This is a genomic window from Roseomonas haemaphysalidis (assembly GCF_017355405.1).
GTDB classification, from domain to species: Bacteria; Pseudomonadota; Alphaproteobacteria; order Acetobacterales; family Acetobacteraceae; genus Pseudoroseomonas; species Pseudoroseomonas haemaphysalidis.
This window is the reverse complement of sequence record NZ_CP061182.1, coordinates 23,275-39,905: the sequence shown is the minus strand read 5'-3', so window position 1 is coordinate 39,905 and position 16,631 is coordinate 23,275. Positions and strand designations below refer to the sequence as shown.

Below are 16,631 nucleotides of genomic sequence, written 5' to 3'. Positions count from 1 at the left end.
ACCAGCTTGAGCTCGCTCATCAGCTCCAGCACCTGATGTCGTTCCATGACTTTGGCTCCTGAGGGTGTCGTAACGGGCGCAGTCGGCGATCGGCTCATGCCGCAGCCGCAATGCGTCGGGGGTGGCGATGTCCGGCGGGGTGGTTGCGGGACGCTGGCGCGACAGGGCGTTCAACACCACATCGCTGCTGCACAGGCCTGCCGCGAGCGCCTCGGCGCAGGCGGCCTCCACGGCGGGCAGACCGTCCAGGGATACAGCCTGCAGGATGGCCACCATCTGCCGGTCGCCATCCGCGCTGCCACGCAGCCGCCCCTGCACACGGCCCAGAGCGCCGGGCAGCACCCAACCCTTGAACGGGGCACCATTGCGCAGCGCACCGGGCTTGCGCGCCAGCACCGGCACGTAATGCCAGGGATCGTAGACGATCTGCTCGCGGCCAAAGCAGCGCGGATGCTCGCCGACCACCTGTCCGTCCTGGCGGATCAGGATCCGCTCGGCATAGGCATGCACCTCGACCGGCCGCCCGACCGCCTGCGCCATCACCGAGTAGCGGTTCTTGTCATAGGCCACGAGGCAGGTTTTGGAGACAGCTGAGGTGCGGGCGTTGAACCCGTCGAACGTCCCGACATAGGGCACCAGGGCCGGACGCTCCTGCTCGAACATCTCCCACACCGGGCAGTCGCGGCGCTCGGGATGCGGGTGGCTGCGGGCGTAAAGCACGCATTGCTCGAGTAGCCAGCCATTCATGTCATGCAGCGAGGCGAACTTCAGGCGTGGTTTAAAGAACCGGTTTCGCACCAGGCCGACCTGGTTCTCCACCTGACCTTTCTCCCAGCCCGAGGCCGGTGTGCAGGCCGTTGGCTCGACCAGGTAGTGGCTGCACATCTGCAGGAACCGGCGATTGAACTGTCGCTCGCGCCCAACCCCGACGACGTCGACGGCTGTACGCATGTTGTCATAGATGCCGCGCTGACAGGTGCCGCGGAAAAACGCGAACGCCTTGTCATGCGCATCGAACACCATCTCCTGGCTTTCGCGCGGATAGGCACGCACGAACAGCATCCGGCTGTGACACAGCCGCATCTGCGCCACCCGCACCGCGACCGTGGCGCCATGCAGCACCACGACCTCCTGCGACCAGTCGAACTGGTACGCCTCGCCAGGCTCAAAGCTCAGCGGGATATAGGCGTCTGAGGTGGCCGTGCCACGCTGCCGCTGTCGCGCCCGGGCGTAGCGGCGCACGGTATCGTAGCCACCGGTGAACCCCTGCTGCTGCAGGTCCTCAAACACGCGGATCAGATCGAGCCGCTCGCGACTGGGCAGCCGCTCATTGGCGCTGAGCCGCTGTTCCAGCAACTGCGTCCAGGCTCCGAGCTTGGGCCGCGGCTGCACCTGACGCTCGTAGGTGAAGGCTGTCTCGCCCGAGCGCAGCACCCGCCGCACCGTGTTGCGCGCCAGACCCAGCTCGCGCGTGATCTGCTTGATCGACTTGCCGTCCACGAAATGCGCCCGACGCACCCGGGCCATCATGTCCACCGTCAGCATCCCCCCGCTCCCCCTCTGAGGAGGGGCAGCATCTCAAATTTGGGGGGTCAGTTTTGAACGCCGATCACCCCGCCAGAGGGGTCAATCTTCCACGCCGATCCACACCGGAAGAGCATCAGAGAACCAAGCGCCCCCGAGAATGCCGCATGCTGTGGACTTGCGGGCGCCCTGGTCGCCTTCCAGCACCATCATGTAGTCGGCCTTGCAGCCAGGCGCGTAGACCCGGGCTACCATGGCCGTCAGGAACAAGGTGCCGATGCCGCTTGTATAAGGGGTATGCACCGCCCCGAGATAGGTGCTCAGCCAGCCCTGCAGCCGCGGCGTGCCATCCCAGACCAGAGCGTCGAGATAGTCCCGCACCGGGTGTACGGCGCACTCGGCCGCGCGGCGTTCGACAGCCTGATTCACCACATCCTTGCTCAGCCCGGGGATACCAATGTGCTGAAGATACTCCTGGATCGCCGTCACATCCGTGTCACGCAGGGGGCATGGAAAGCGATCCTTTGGCCCGTTGCTGCCCGGCACAGCCGCTCGCAGCAAAGGCGCGCGTAGCATTTCATCCTGCGCCAGCAGCTCAGCCAGTGCAGGATCACCCCGCAGAGCCAACAGAGCGTTGGCCAAGTTGGGTCGCGGAATGCCGTCCGAGGTTACCTGACACTCCTGCTGCCAGGCGGGCAGACCTGCGGCACGGGCCGCTGCTGCAGCACCCGCCCAGCCCAGCCGAGTGGGATCGAGCGCCATCTTGCCGCAGAGCCAGAGGGCGGCTTCCTCGCGGGTGGCGAGGCGTTGCCACTGCAGAACTACATCAACCGGGCTGCGAGGCCGCCCGATGCCGTGGTCATAGCCGCCTTCAATAGGATCTATAGAAAGATCCTCCTCAGGCTCTCGCCCGATGTCCTGTGCCAGGACGTACCAGGCACCGGTACCAGGCTGTCTCTGCGCAGTGGGGAACAGTGCTCGGAACCAAGGCTCGATGTTGGCCAGCGCCTGCTGATCAGTGGCCTTCAAGAAGGCAACCAGACTGGGACGCTTACGGCGAGCCGGAGCCGCTTGCAGCAAGGCGAGCGGCGGCCTTCCCGCGGGCGATACCGCCGCGGGGGAACTCTGAACATGGGTCATAAACAGCTTTCTTGATGGGTGCTCAGGGAATTTCGAAAGCCGGCGGGAGCCGGTTGAGGGCGTCAGCCCAACGAAGGCGCTGAAACAGCTGGGCGTTGACGTCCAGCAAGTGCGGCGTCGCCTCGAGGGCAAAGAAGAGATCGGCTGGCGTGCGATCACCACTGCGGTCAGGACGCTCAGCTTGCTCTGTGAAGCGACCACGCCAGAAGCTGTGGCGCGGATGCACATGATGCACCCGGACGCCGATCAGCCACTGCGGGCGGGTTCGAGGACGGCACGGGTTGAGATGTCCGAAATGCCCTCGGTCGAAGTCAGAACGTGGGTCGATCCAACTTCCGGGCGCCATGGTAGCGGCCTCATCGGTCTCGGTGAGACCCCAGGCAGTATCCAGTACCCGGCTTGCAGTCTTCAAAGGAAGGCCGAGGCCTCCCTCGACATCCGTTAGCACCGCGAAGAAGCGGACGGTGTAGACGTCCACCAAATGGAATAGGCGACGGCGGCCAGTGCCAGGCGCCTGCTCCTCGAACAAGACAAACGCCTGGCCTTTCAGCCACTGAGATAGGCGGGGCAAGGGCACGCCGGTGACCTCAGCAACCACGCCGAGCTCAAAGCGCTGCCGGCAGAGACGCTCGAGATCCTTCTGAAGCAGCTCGGAATCTACGGTCACACCAAAGCCCTACCCCACCTATCTTGAAAGATATATGTCTACCTTTTAAAATAGACGCAACACTTTTCGGTGCATTCGGCGAGCTGTGGACGTCAGCTGCTTCGGTTCACCCGCATGGGATCAAGGCTTGGCCGATCTCCACGCCATGGCTGACAGTGCCAAAATCGACCTTTGCGAGGTCCATCCACCGTTCGCTGTGAAAGCTTCCGACTAACCGTAGCGGCCATACTGCTTGACCAGTTCAACAACAGCCCTAGTCAGCGCTGCCTCGTCGTCGGCCGTCCAACGCTGCTTGCGCTGCGTCGAGCGGTTCTAGCCCAGCACCCGGCAGGCCAGCCGCTGAGGTACATCCAGCACCGCCGTGACGTGGTTCACGGCAGCCCGGCGACGGGCAGCGCTCAGAAGTTTCCCGAAGCGGCTTCCTTGAGGATCAGCTTCTCCAGCGTCAGGTCCGATACTGCCCGCCGGAGGCGGCTGTTCTCCTGCTCAAGCTGCTTTAGCCGACGCACCTGGTCCAGCTTCAGGCCGCTATACTCCGCACGCCAGCGGTAGTATGTGGCCTCCGTCACCCCGATGGCCCGAGCACCCTCAGCCACCGTCTTGCCCTGGCCCACCAAGACCTCGACCTGCCGGAGCTTGGCCACGATCTCCTCCGGCTTGTGCTGCTTTCGAGCCATCCCAACCCTTCAAACTGCACCGCCGATCTCACATGATCGGCGGCTCACTTCTACGGGGGCAGGTCACGCTCACCGACGGACTATTGAATATCGATATTGGAGGTCGCGGGCAGCGGTACGACCGCTGGCGATATGACGAGAATAAAATATTTTTGGAAGCAAAGCTGCTGAGTAAAGATATGGGGCTTAACCGCAACTGAACCTCATGCGGACGAATCCTTGCTAGCGCTGATTTCAGTCTTCTTCCAGCGGCTGAGACAGTGCTTCTTCCGGTGAACTTAAGGCTGGTCGCTATTCGACGCTGAGCAGAAGCCATCACGCTAAGCCCAAGCTCACGCTACGGATTAGCCGCCATGACTTGACGCATTCCCCGTCCCGAGCCCGTTTCCAGCATTTACGAAGCGACCGCCGAACTCGAGTGCCTCTACCCCGCGCGCAAGTTCACCCTGGATGGCCATCTGGTGAGTTCAATCGGCGAGGTCATCGCGGCCGAGGCACTTGGGCTGACCCTCTATCCGATGCCCCGGGCAGGCCACGATGCCTATGACGCAAATGGGGATATCCAAATCAAAATGATGGGCGGCAGCAGCGTGGCGATGTATGCCACCTGTGACCGCCTCTTAGTCCTCCGAGTGGTCTCGCCCCAGGAGGCTGAGCTTGTCTACGACGGTCCGGGCGCCCCGGCTTGGGAGCGGGCTGGCAAGATGGACAAGAATGGTCAGCGGGTCGTGAGCCTCTCCAGGCTGCGAGCCATCCAGGCGGCGCTAGCGTAGGCTCGGCATCTGCAAGCAAGTCCACTGCCATCACCTAGCTTAAGCCCGACTCCTGACAGGCCTGCATAGCTCAGCTATGACTCGGGTTATCTGTGCCTCGGGGGGATTGGGGAATGGCAGCTGGGATCCGTGAACTGTTGGAGCGCTACCGGGCTGGCGCCAAGACGCAGCGCGAAAAGGGCACCTACTTCGAGCGGCTTTGCATTGAGTTCTTGAAGCATGACCCCGAGATGGCGCAGCAGTTCGAGGAAGCTTGGACTTTCGGGGACTTCGCGAAAGCGGCAGGCGTCAAGCAGTCGGATACCGGCATCGACCTGGTAGCAAAGCTCCGTAACGAGGACGGCTATTGCGCCATTCAATGCAAGTTCTACGCGCCGGGCCACACCATTCAGAAGACAGATATCGACTCCTTCTTTACAGCGTCCGGCAAGGCCCCCTTCACCCGTCGGCTTGTCATCGACACCACCGAGGTGCCTTGGGGGAAGAATGCCGAGGACGCCCTGGCAGGCCAGAGCATCGCTACCTCGCGCATCAGCCTCGAGCGGCTGGAGCAGAGCCCCATCGACTGGCGGGCCTACCTAGCCGACGACAAGATCATCCTGGCGCCGAAGAAGGAGCTCCGCCCTCATCAGCGGGAAGCCCTGGAGGCTGTCCGGGCCGGGCTCGCCGAGGCCGATCGCGGCAAGCTCATCATGGCCTGCGGCACCGGCAAGACGTTCACGGGCCTAAAAATCTCAGAGGACTTGGCCGGTCCCGGCAAGTTCGTGTTGTTCCTCGTGCCTTCACTGGCCCTGATGAGCCAGACCGTCCGGGAATGGTCTATCGATACGACCACCCCGCTTAGGTCCTTTGCCGTCTGCTCAGACGTTCAGGTCGGCAGGCGCAGCCGCAGCAACGAGGATATCGGGGAAATCGATATTCACGACCTCGCCTACCCAGCGACGACAGACGCCGTGAAGCTGGCTGCTAAAGCTACCTCAACGGCATCTGAGATGACGGTCGTCTTTTCGACCTACCAGTCCATCCAAGTGATCGCTGACGCCCAAACGAAGCATGACTTCCCGGAGTTCGACCTCATCATCTGCGATGAGGCGCACCGGACTACCGGCGCCACCCTGGAGGGCGAGGACGAGAGCAACTTCGTCAAGATCCACAACCAGGACTTCATCGCGGGCAAAAAGCGGATCTATATGACCGCGACGCCTCGAATTTTCGGCGACGCGGTGCGGACCAAGGCCAACGAGGTTTCCGCTGAACTCTACTCGATGAATAATCCCGCCTACTATGGCGAGACCCTGTTTCAGCGGGGCTTTGGCTGGGCCGTCGAGAATGGCTTGCTCACAGACTATAAGGTCATCGTGCTGGCCGTCGACGAGCAGATGGTGAGCACAAGCATCCAGAATCGCCTGAAGGACACCGACAACGAGCTCAAGCTCGATGACGCGACCAAGATCATCGGCTGCTATAAGGCCCTGACAAAGGCAGACCTAGCCGCGGACGTGGCCAGCGATACACGCCCCATGAGCCGTGCGCTGGCGTTCTGCAAGGACATCGCCTCCTCCAAGCTTGTCCGTGACCAGTTCGCCGCCGTGGTGGAAGACTACCTAGACGCGCTTCCCGCTGACGACCAGGAGCCCCTGCGGTGCGAGGTCCACCATGTGGACGGGACCTTCAACGCCAAGACCCGGACGCAGGAACTGGAGTGGCTGAAGGCCGATCACGAGGAGCACACCTGCCGCATCCTGAGCAATGCGCGCTGCCTATCCGAAGGCGTCGATGTCCCTGCTCTCGATGCCATCATGTTCCTGCACCCGCGGAAGTCACAGATCGACGTGGTCCAGTCGGTCGGCCGAGTGATGCGTCGGGCGCCCAACAAGAAAATGGGTTACGTCATACTTCCTGTTGGAATCCCCGCGGACATGACGCCCGAAGAGGCTCTTAACCAGAATGAGCGCTACCGCGTAGTCTGGCAGATTCTGAATGCGCTCCGGGCACACGATGAGCGCTTCGATGCCACCATCAACAAGATGGAGCTTGGCGTCGATGTCAGCACCCAGATTGAGGTCATTGCCGTCTCTGACCGGCTGCCGACCAAGACCGCCAAGGAGGGCCACCAGCTAGACCTGGGGGCAGGCGGCGGTGAGGCCGATGACCGAGACTATGGGGACAGCCAGCCGAAGCCGAGTGGCCTGGAGCAGCTAGCGTTCACATTCGACGAGTTCACGTCGGCGATCCGGGCGAAGATTGTCAAAAAGTGTGGGCAGCGGGATTATTGGGAAAATTGGGCGACCGATATCGCCGACATCGCGAGGAAGCATATCACCCGTATCGCCGCGGTCATCCAGCAGCCGGGCTCGCCCGAGCGGGTGGCCTTCGAGAAGTTTCTGGCCGAGATCCGCGACGACCTGAATGGCAGCATCAGCGAGGCGGAAGCTATCGAGATGCTGGCCCAGCACATCATCACGCGCCCCGTCTTCGAGGCCCTCTTCGACGGCTACAGCTTCGCTCAGCGGAACCCCGTTTCCGTTGCCATGCAGCAGGTGCTGGACACTCTGAACGAGCACAACCTCGAGAAGGAATCAGAGAGCCTCCAAAAGTTCTACGGGAGCGTCAGGCGGCGGGCCGAAGGCATCGATAACGCTGGCGCCAAGCAGAGAATCATCGTCGAGCTATACGACAAGTTCTTTCGCAAAGCGTTCCCGGAGATGACGGAGAGGCTGGGCATCGTCTACACCCCGGTCGAGGTGGTCGACTTCATCATCCACTCAGTCAACGAAATTCTGCAATCCGAGTTTGGCCAGACCTTGGGCAGCAAGGGCGTCCACATCCTGGACCCCTTCACGGGCACCGGCACCTTTATCACCCGCCTGCTCCAATCTGGCCTCATCAAACCCGAGGAACTGAAGCACAAGTACCGGCATGAGATCCATGCCAACGAGATTGTGCTGCTGGCCTACTACATTGCCGCTATCAACATCGAGGCGGCCTACCATGGCGTGGCGGGAGGCGATTATGTGCCCTTCGAAGGCATCTGCCTGACTGACACCTTTCAACTCTATGAGCAGGATCGCGACCTTGTCGGCGACTTGATGGTTGATAACAGCAGTCGCCGTAGCCGACAAAAGAAGCTTGGCATTCGAGTGATAGTAGGCAATCCACCGTACTCGGTGGGCCAAGGCAGTGCAAACGATAATGCGGCAAATATTGTTTACCCAAAGTTGGATGGGCGCATTCGGAAAACCTACGCCGCTCAAACTTCAGCTACGAATAAGAACGCACTATACGATAGTTACATTCGTGCTATCCGCTGGGCGAGTGATAGGCTCGGCGACAATGGTGTAATCGCCTATGTTAGCAACGCAGGTTGGATTGAGGGCAATGCCACCGACGGCCTTCGCAAGTGCTTGACCAAGGAATTTTCTACTATCTACATATTCCATCTGCGGGGAAATCAGCGGACCAGTGGTGATCGTTCGCGGCGCGAAGGTGGTAAAATTTTCGGTTCTGGAAGCCGTACTCCGGTTGCGATCACGCTCCTGATCAAGAATCCCGCTTCCACAAACCACGGCCAGATCCACTTCTACGATATAGGGGATTATCTCAGTCAAAAAGAAAAACTAGATATCATTAAGCGATTCGGTAGCATTTCTGGCATTAGTGTAGATGATAAGTGGCAACGGATTGCGCCAAATGTGCAGTCGGATTGGATCAATCAGCGTGATAGTTCATTTTCTGATTTCTTACCTATGGGCGACAAGGGTAATGGGCACGCCGCTCCAATTTTTGTAACCTACTCCCAAGGGGCTCAATCAGCGCGTGACGCATGGGTTTTCAATTTTTCCCATGCTTCTCTGATTAAAAACGTGTCGGCAATGGTGTCAGCATACAATTTCGAACGATCCAAGTTCGTTGACCTCAGAAAAACGTTTCCTTCAGCCAAAGCACGTGACCTTTTTGTTAGCAATTTTGTTACTAAGGACGAAAAAAGAATTAGCTGGAGCCGAGCTCTTAAATCTGATGTGGGCAAGGGCACGTCTTTTGAGGTGTCTCCAGACAAAGTTGTTACGTCACTTTATCGACCATTCACAAAACAGTGGATGTACTTCGATCGGAAGATGAATGAGTACGTTTTTCAGATTCCGAAGATTTTTCCGAAGCAGGAAACTCAGAACCGAGTTATATGCGTGATCGGGGTCGGCGAAGCGAATCTGCCGTCTGCGCTTATGCTCGATGCCGTTCCTGAGTTCAAAACTCATTATAATGGGCAGAACTTTCCTCGATACGTCTATACTTTGGAAGATGAGGAAGCTGATGACCTCCTATTTCAGGCAGTCGATAAAAAGTGTGGCCCAAAAATCAAGCGGAACGATGGTATAACGGACGCAGCGCTCGCTTACTTCGAATCAGCTTACCAAGGCGAGCAGATCACTAAGGACGACCTTTTCTACTACGTATATGGCTTGCTGCATTCCGAGGACTACCGCGCCCGCTACGCCGACAATCTGTCCAAGCAGTTGCCTCGCATCCCTGCGGTGAAGAAGGCAGCCGACTTCCGGGCCTTCGTTGAAGCTGGCCGTAAGCTCGGCGAGCTCCACGTTGGCTATGAGGCTGTCGAGCCCTACCCGGCGACCATCGTCCAGGGGGATCTACGCTTGAAGAACATCCTAGACCCAGAAGCTTACTTCCATGTGCTGCAAATGAAGTTCGGTGGGAAGCGGCCAAAGCAGGACAAGACCACGGTCATCTACAATGCCAACATCACCATGACCGGCATCCCGCTAGAGGCCTACGATTACGTGGTGAACGGCAAGCCCGCCCTGGAGTGGGTGATGGAGCGCCAGTGCGTGAAAACAGATAGGGCGAGCGGGATCGTCAACGATGCCAACCGATATGCGACTGAGACCATTGGGGACCCTGCCTATCCGCTAAAGCTGTTCCAGCGCGTAATCACGGTCAGCCTCGAGACGATGAAGATCGTCCGAGCGCTACCTGAGCTCGATATCCTGGACATGGCCAGTGAGAATCCGGTTTTTCGGAAGCCTGATGAATGGACGGCTAGAGGCTGAGGGCAGCAGCCCTTAGCCTCCAAGTCCTAGTCGAGCGCCGCTTTGAAAGAGGTTGAGAAGCAGGCATGGCCTTCAAACCGTTCATCAACCTCTCAAACCGTTTAAAGATTCAGCTCTCTACCAAATCATTCATGGGCCCTGTCGCCCCTACCCCTACCCCAACCGCCCCGGCTATCATCCGCCGCCATGTCCGATCAGCCCCGCCAGCCCTACACCCCAGCCAGCAAAACGTCCTATAGCCACATGGCTCCCGTTCGGATCGACCTTGTGCGGTTCATGCCGCGCTTCGAGTATTTCTGCGTAGTCTGCAGCGCCAACGCCTCCTTTGGATTCGGTGGGGATCTATCTGCTGGCCAGGCTGGCGTCTGGGCCAGCCACGCCGATCGAGCCGACGGAGAGCGGAAGTGGCGACGGACCTGACGATTGCGTCCCTCCTGCCTTTTCTGGGTACCCAGCGCACGTGGTTTCACGCCACCCTTGCAGGACCCGGCATCCGCAGCTTCACCGGCATGCACTGGGGTACTCGGGCAGCCGCCTTGGCACGCCTGCGCGACGTCCTAGACCTGCCCGGGGCCGCCCGGCCCTGGGGTATGCCAGAGGGACCAGGCCAGCCGACTCTCTACAAGGCCGAGATCCGACCGCAGAGGCCACTGGAGATTGCAGACGGCCTGCATGACACGGACCACTTAGGGGATGAGTTCCTAGCCCGCGGCATCGTCTGCCAGGCGCAGGCGACAGCGATGCTGGCCGGTGAGATTGAGCCATTTGAGGCCCTCACTGTTCAGGGCATCGACGCACTGGTCTACCGGAACGCCCATGAGGATCCCGGCAGCGTCTCCGTCGTTCCGCTGACCCAGGCCATCGTCAGGCTGATCGAGATAACGGCTATCACCGAAAACATCATAAGGCACCAAAGCGAATAGCGTCCACCTGAGGCTTGGCATTACGCAGACAATACGTGACGCTTCGGTTCCGCACCAAAATGCCAGGATGGTGATATTGGACCTGCCTACCCCGCCAGCAACGACTGAAGTCAACCGCTTGAGTAGCCGCGAACGGGATCTGGATAACATGCTGCTCGAGGAACTGGGCTCATCAACCGACTTTCGGGCATGGTTCCGGGCTCAGGTGCCTACGTTTGACGTCCCTGCCTACACAGCCACGTCTCGGTGCGGAAGAACGAGGCCAGGCAATCGGAAGTCGGCCAGACGGATCTCGGCATGCGGTTGCTCGCGGATGACGACACCCTTTTGGCTCTGCTGCTCATCGAGAACAAGGTCCTGTCCGGCTTCCAAGACGGGCAGCCCGAGCGCTACCAAGCGGAAGTAGCGGCGGCGCGAGACCAGCTCGGCCACTGGCGTGCTGCCGCGGTCCTGGTCGTCCCGGAAAACAACCTGCACGTCAGGAGCGGGCCAGGGCGTACCGCATTCGACGCTGACATCACCATCGAGGCTATCACCGCCTATATGGAGCAGCGTGCCGAGCAGATTCTGAGCGAGCAGGCTGACAGCACCCTGGCAGTCGAAACCGCATCACGTCTCCGCAACAGGGCTGTGCTCCTGAGCGCCTTGCTTGGCCGCGCTCCGCGTCAGACAACTTCGTTCGGGCCGGATCCAGAACGCCTTAGCTTCATGGGGGCCTATAGAGCGATGGCTCGCGAGGCTTTAGGCCCGGACTTCCTCATTACCGATTCCAGCGGCGGCAAGAAGTCGACCACCATGATCTTCAAGCCCGCTAGACCAATAGCTGGAAACCTCCCTGTTCAGTACATCCGGCATGACTTCGGCGCCAAGCAGGAGGTGTCGCTGGTCTTGAATGATTTCGGATACCGGGTGGCCTCATTGGGTACAGCCCTGGCATCTTTGCCCGGTGCAAAGGCTGAAGTGGGCAAGGTGAGCCGCGTGGAGGGCAAGCAGCCGTCCGTGATGGTGCGGTTGATCAGTCCTGCCCTTGATGTCGATGTCCCCCCGCAGGAGCAGCGGATGGCTTTGGAGGGCGCATTAGGCCTCATCCGGCAGATGCACGACTGGGTCGTTCGGGTCAGCCCTACGATCAGCCAGTCGGAGTAGATATAAGGCGTCCACTACGGGCCTTTAGAAAGTCACCTATCAGCAGAAATGCTAGCCATCCACAAATAACCGTTTAGCAGTCTTGAAGGGTTAACGCCGCAAGACGGGCAGGATAGCACGGTGGGCGGGATGAACCGGCAACACGGTCACGCCGTGGCGGCCGTGTCGCCTAGCCTGAACCCATCCGGGCCGACGTTGGTGTCGGCACCCCAGAGATAGCCGCCGGTGAGGTTGAGGCGCTGTCAGCCGAGCAAGGTGAAGCGCGTCCGGGATCAGGTCGCCGCGGGGCCTCCAGGGCGCGGCCGAGATCGACAGTGTTCCACAGTGCGATGGCAGCGGTGACAAGGCGAGGCCGCAGGTCCGGTGCTGCTGTGCCAGAGCCGTGCGGTCGTGTAGCCGCCTGAGGCGGTGGAAGCACCCAGCCCGGGCAAGGCCGTTGCGGTTTTCACTCTTGTTCAGTTCTGCGGTAGCTTGCAGTCGGAACTATTGTCGCTCCAGCCAGTCCAGGGCGTGCAGCGTCAGCTCGATGGGGCCGATCTTTCGCAGCGCCACAGCAGCTTGTTCTGCCGGCGGTTTCCTCTGCGCTTCTTGGTGCTTCTGCACTAGTGATTAGGCCCAATAATTTATCAAGCCGTATAATAAAATTAATCTACTTCAAAATAAAATCCAGCTTTCTTGGATTTCCGAGCATTTCCTGTATAGTCTCTGGCCTCCAAACTTTTCCTATTTGAGCTTCAAATAAGTCTTTCACGCCTATTCTTCCAGAATAGATACCAAGAAAGCTCCATGTTGGCGTGTAAGATATGAGCGTATCTTTTGTGACGGGCCCGTTTCCTGGTAGGTTAGGATAATCTTTTGCAGAGATGATCCTTCCTAATATGGGGCTTCCCGACATGCCAGGGCGACTGGCGGAATCAACGAGATAGCAGGGCTGACCGAATGCAGGGACAGCCGGTTCAGATGCTACCGACCCTCTTTTCCATAGAGGAAGACTTCCACTGGGACCCATTGAAAGTGGGAAACCGATAATGAAGACCTCATCGCCTACTGCAAGCATAGGATCGAAAGCTCCTACAACAGATCTAATTGAATATTTAATAAAATCCCAATCATTTGGTATTTCCACGGCTGCGATATCTATGTCTTGGCCAGCTGGATGCATAATCCACGGCTCATCTAAATCAAAAACTCCGATTATGGGGTTGCCAACATCAATCGAGTTTTCTTTGATTTTATGAAATCGAATCTTAAATTTATTGGGTATTACTCCATCAGTAGCTCTGGGTTGACCGCTCAGTGGATCGCGTCCAGTTACACAATGCCAGTTCGTTACTAAGTACTTTTTCCCCTCAAAATCTTCCAGAAAACCTGTGCCTGTACCTAGGGATATCTCAGAATGATCGGAAAGCTCGGCGATCATTTCGATCATAACAATGCTGGCGCTGATGGGATGTACCGGGGTGTGGGCGATGCGGTACGGTTCTCGGTTCATTCGAAGCCTATCCTTCCAAGGGTCAGTCATTATTCAAACTGGATCGGAGACACGATTCAGCGGTGGGGGCTAGAACGATAACTTTGTAATCTCGCGCCAAGTGGTCCTTTGGGCAGCGAAAGCCTCAATCAGCCTGCTACCTATCTGTGTTACGGCGATACAGCCGGGTTCGATTCAGTGCCGCATGGTAGACGTCGAATGGCAGAAGGCGGTGATGCATCCATCACAAAGCTCACGAGGCATTGGGTGTAGTCATGGGTGAACTGCCAAAGGGCATCACCTGAATGTCCACGAACTGGTTGCTGCGGTCGCAGTGCCAGCACAGGTACACCTCGCTGTAAGCCATTCGCCATCAGCATGCTCGCTCGGCGCTCTGGATCGGGGTCAAAGCGGTCATCATCAAACAGTACGGCGGCCACGCGGACCTGCTTTGATGGAAGGGCACCGAGGCCCCTTTGCCAGTCGTCGAGCACCGCCGAGTGACCGGCACCGCTCCGGCCATGTGCTGCCGGCGCGATGGCGAGCACGGTGTCCACGCCGCTTGCTTCACCTGCCGCCAGCAGTGACTGCCAGCCACCACGCGAGCCGCCGGCGAGAACAATCCGGCGGTAACCAAGGGCACGCAGGCGCGGCACGGCGCGGATCAGCCGAGGCAGAGTGTTGTACAGTTCGTCTTCTGCGGGGTGTCGGTCATACCGAAGAATGTCCCAGCCGGCGTCATTGAACCCACTTAGCCAGCCGGGCGCACGGGAACTGCGTCCGTCTGCGTCTGGGCCACCATAACCATGCCCATACACCACAACGCCTTCCGATTGTTCTGGGCCACGCAAAAAGTGCAACGGGCTGGTGCGGAAGATATCAACCTGTTGGGGCGTATCAGCCATCACCCGACGGCCATTCACCACCCCACCAGAAGCTACCACTTGGCACTCTGTGTCAGGCTTCCCGAGCCGTTCCGCAGCAGCTTTGCAGCGGGTGATAGCGCCTGTCTCAGCATCGGAACTGCTGGCACTGCCCCGCTGGACGAACGCTGTTGCTCGGCCGTCCGGGCTGCGGCCTATGACGAATGCGCTGTGGGGCATGGAACCGCGATACTCGTACATCCAGGCGGTCGCGATCGCCGGCGTAACTGTCAGGTTTGGACCCAACGATGCCAGGGAGAAGCTCTGTCGGTATCCCGGTAAGTCTTCCGATACTGCGGGAGGTGACATCGCAGAGGGGGCACAGGCCGCCGAGAGCAGCAATGCGGCCAGTCCCGTGGATCGCACCAATCTCCTCATGGACCGGTCCTCAGTGGCATTCTCAAGCGCTCGCTCTGTCAGGGCAAATTACAGCGGCTCTTGATGCTTCATTCTGTTCTGAGTGTGGTCAAGGAGGCATTGTGGGTGGTCCCCATATCGGCATCGCGTGCCACAACCCTTATGCCGCCGCCCCCGCATTAAAGTGCTGATGACCTTTTCATTCCGATGACCTCCCGTCTCCTGACACTGGCGCAACTGCGCGCCCTGGCGCGTGCCAACACGTTGTTCCCTCCCCTTCCCCTTGCCGACGCCCTACATCGCCTTGGCTTTGTGCAGGCTGACCCGATTCGCGCTCCGGCACGTGCCCAGGACCTGATCCTGCGGCACCGGGTTCGCGGCTACCGGGCCGGCGATCTGGATCGAGCCTTCGCGCGGCTCGGCCTGGAAGAGGACTTCCTCTACGCCTACGGCTTCATGCCGGCCGCGACCCGGCACCTGCTGCACCCCCGCGCCGATCCGCTTCATCCGGCTGGCCTGCACCAGCCGGACACCCTGGCCGCCGCGGTGCTGGACTTCGTCAGGACGGCAGGCCCAACCCACCCGCGTGACCTGGAGGTCCGGTTCGGTCGCGACCGCGCCATCAACGCTTGGGGCGGCTTCTCCAAGGCGACCACCCGGGCGCTGGAAAGCTTGCACCATTTCGGCCTGTTGCGCGTGGCGCAGCGTCGCGATGGCATCCGTATCTACGCTGCGGCACCACAACCCCCTGCCCTGCTGGACGCGGCGGAGCGAGCGCGGCGGGCGGTGCTACTCATCGCGCAGATCCTTGCCCCGGTCTCGTTGACTAGCCTGCACGGCGCGCTGGCGCTGATGGCCCGTCGTAATCCGGGGCTGGGGCCGCTGCCCCCCGTCGTGGTCGCCCTGCGCAAGACCGGCGCGTTGGAGCAGGCCATCGTGGAAGGCGAACGCTACCTCTGGCCGGCCGGCATGGCGGACAGTCCGCAGCCGCCGATCCCGCGTGACGTGCGTATCCTGGCACCCTTCGACCCCCTTGTTTGGGACCGGCGGCGGTTCGAGCACCTTTGGGGCTGGGCCTACCGCTTTGAGGCCTACACGCCGCCGGTGCGGCGGCAGTTCGGCTACTACGCCATGCCGCTGCTCCACGGTGACGCGGTGGTCGGGTGGATCAACCTTGCCCTGATCGGGGGCCAGTTGCAGGTCGACCTCGGCTATGCAGTGCGTCCGCCGCACAGCCAGGCCTTCCAGAGGGCCCTGGAGGCGGAACTGGCGCGCTTTCAGCGCTTCCTCATCGCGCGGACCAGCCTCACACAGGCGAGCTAGGCATCGCCAGACCCCACTTCACCAGCAACGCCTGCTGTTCCGCCGCTGACAAAGGATTGTCCTTTCCCACTCCTTCCCCTTCCTGAGCCTTCTTTCTTGTTAGAGAGACTTGGGCTGACCAGTTTTCGGTATCGCTGTGCCAGCGCTCGACGGAGGCGAACAGATAGGCGTTGGTCCACTGGCACCAGCGGGCGGCGCCACGCACCGTCACTACGATACCGCGGCGGACATGGCCCATGATGCCGGCCGCCTCAATGCGGCCGAGGGCGGTCTGCACGGTAGAGCGAGCGCAGCCGGACCACTCTGCCAATTGGCTGATCGACGGGTCGCAGACGCCGTGCTTCGAGGGGCCGCGATACAGCAGCGTCCATAGCACCAGGATACCGGTGCGCCGGAGGGCGCCGCCGTGCAGACCGGGCTGATGGCTGCGCCGTTCCAGGCGGCGGGCGGCATCCATGATGCGGCGCCGGTCGGCGTCGCCGAGGTACTGACGCTGCCAACCGGCAACGCGCACGGACCCGGCACGGGCCGGGCGTGAGGATACAGGCATGCCCATGCTCCAGGGCCACCAACAGTGCACAGATTCCCGTTCCGCGAATCTTGCGGCTGAAAGCGCGGGTGCCTATCTTGAGGTTCTGACG

The 16,631-nt window shown here is 60.3% G+C and carries 11 protein-coding genes and 1 pseudogene; 5 read left to right on the top strand and 7 right to left on the bottom strand.

Going from position 1 to position 16,631, the window contains the following annotated elements; translation table 11 throughout:
- The 4 genes and pseudogenes from istA to IAI59_RS22565 all read right to left on the bottom strand — a co-directional run.
- Positions 1 to 1,545 (bottom strand): IS21 family transposase (gene istA, locus IAI59_RS22580; protein WP_207444064.1); only part of this gene is annotated, 1,545 nt, incomplete at its 3' end.
- 81 nt (positions 1,546 to 1,626) lie between these two features.
- Entirely contained in the window at positions 1,627 to 2,664 is a 1,038-nt protein-coding gene (locus IAI59_RS23260) for a VapE domain-containing protein (protein ID WP_207419934.1), read from the bottom strand.
- A gap of 22 nt (positions 2,665 to 2,686) precedes the next feature.
- Positions 2,687 to 3,331 (bottom strand): hypothetical protein, encoded by a 645-nt coding sequence (locus IAI59_RS22570; protein WP_207419933.1) that lies wholly within the window; start codon positions 3,329 to 3,331, stop codon positions 2,687 to 2,689.
- Between the two features lie 213 nt (positions 3,332 to 3,544).
- Positions 3,545 to 4,008: pseudogene (locus IAI59_RS22565) on the bottom strand (transposase); the annotation flags it as partial.
- 365 nt (positions 4,009 to 4,373) lie between these two features.
- Between IAI59_RS22565 and IAI59_RS22560 the strand changes: the two are divergent.
- The 4 genes from IAI59_RS22560 to IAI59_RS22545 all read left to right on the top strand — a co-directional run bounded on the left by IAI59_RS22560 (position 4,374) and on the right by IAI59_RS22545 (position 11,916).
- Positions 4,374 to 4,781, top strand: coding sequence for a DUF6998 domain-containing protein (locus IAI59_RS22560; protein ID WP_408887634.1), 408 nt, complete (start codon positions 4,374 to 4,376; stop codon positions 4,779 to 4,781).
- A 113-nt stretch (positions 4,782 to 4,894) separates the two neighbouring features.
- Positions 4,895 to 9,847 (top strand): DEAD/DEAH box helicase, encoded by a 4,953-nt coding sequence (locus tag IAI59_RS22555; protein WP_207419931.1) that lies wholly within the window; start codon positions 4,895 to 4,897, stop codon positions 9,845 to 9,847.
- Positions 9,848 to 10,251: 404 nt separating this feature from the next.
- Positions 10,252 to 10,770 carry a hypothetical protein gene (locus IAI59_RS22550; protein ID WP_207419930.1) on the top strand — a complete coding sequence of 173 codons (519 nt, stop codon included), beginning with the start codon at positions 10,252 to 10,254 and terminating at the stop codon, positions 10,768 to 10,770.
- 297 nt (positions 10,771 to 11,067) lie between these two features.
- Positions 11,068 to 11,916 carry a hypothetical protein gene (locus tag IAI59_RS22545; RefSeq protein WP_207419929.1) on the top strand — a complete coding sequence of 283 codons (849 nt, stop codon included), beginning with the start codon at positions 11,068 to 11,070 and terminating at the stop codon, positions 11,914 to 11,916.
- Between the two features lie 649 nt (positions 11,917 to 12,565).
- On the opposite strand, the gene IAI59_RS22540 is transcribed toward IAI59_RS22545, so the two are convergent.
- On the bottom strand, positions 12,566 to 13,408 hold the full coding sequence (locus tag IAI59_RS22540) for a S1 family peptidase (RefSeq protein ID WP_207419928.1): 843 nt from the start codon (positions 13,406 to 13,408) through the stop codon (positions 12,566 to 12,568).
- Positions 13,409 to 13,557: 149 nt separating this feature from the next.
- The gene (locus tag IAI59_RS22535; RefSeq protein WP_207419927.1) at positions 13,558 to 14,292 is read right to left on the bottom strand and encodes an alpha/beta hydrolase family protein; all 735 of its coding nucleotides are present in this window, start codon (positions 14,290 to 14,292) and stop codon (positions 13,558 to 13,560) included.
- 582 nt (positions 14,293 to 14,874) lie between these two features.
- On the opposite strand from IAI59_RS22535, the gene IAI59_RS22530 reads away from it, so the two are divergent.
- On the top strand, positions 14,875 to 15,990 hold the full coding sequence (locus IAI59_RS22530; RefSeq protein ID WP_207419926.1) for a DNA glycosylase AlkZ-like family protein: 1,116 nt from the start codon (positions 14,875 to 14,877) through the stop codon (positions 15,988 to 15,990).
- Here the strand turns inward: IAI59_RS22530 and IAI59_RS22525 are convergent.
- The gene (locus IAI59_RS22525) at positions 15,974 to 16,447 is read right to left on the bottom strand and encodes a helix-turn-helix domain-containing protein (RefSeq protein ID WP_207419925.1); all 474 of its coding nucleotides are present in this window, start codon (positions 16,445 to 16,447) and stop codon (positions 15,974 to 15,976) included. The genes IAI59_RS22530 and IAI59_RS22525 overlap by 17 nt on opposite strands.
- Positions 16,448 to 16,631: the final 184 nt, after the last annotated feature.

Bases quoted from the DNA above. Each gene is read 5' to 3' on its own strand.
- IAI59_RS22545 (WP_207419929.1), top strand. From the start codon at position 11,068: ATGCGGTTGCTCGCGGATGACGACACCCTTTTGGCTCTGCTGCTCATC.
- IAI59_RS22540 (WP_207419928.1), bottom strand. From the start codon at position 13,408: ATGAACCGAGAACCGTACCGCATCGCCCACACCCCGGTACATCCCATC.
- IAI59_RS22530 (WP_207419926.1), top strand. From the start codon at position 14,875: ATGACCTCCCGTCTCCTGACACTGGCGCAACTGCGCGCCCTGGCGCGT.
- IAI59_RS22535 (WP_207419927.1), bottom strand. From the start codon at position 14,292: ATGGCTGATACGCCCCAACAGGTTGATATCTTCCGCACCAGCCCGTTG.
- IAI59_RS22525 (WP_207419925.1), bottom strand. From the start codon at position 16,447: ATGGATGCCGCCCGCCGCCTGGAACGGCGCAGCCATCAGCCCGGTCTG.
- IAI59_RS23260 (WP_207419934.1), bottom strand. From the start codon at position 2,664: ATGACCCATGTTCAGAGTTCCCCCGCGGCGGTATCGCCCGCGGGAAGG.
- IAI59_RS22555 (WP_207419931.1), top strand. From the start codon at position 4,895: ATGGCAGCTGGGATCCGTGAACTGTTGGAGCGCTACCGGGCTGGCGCC.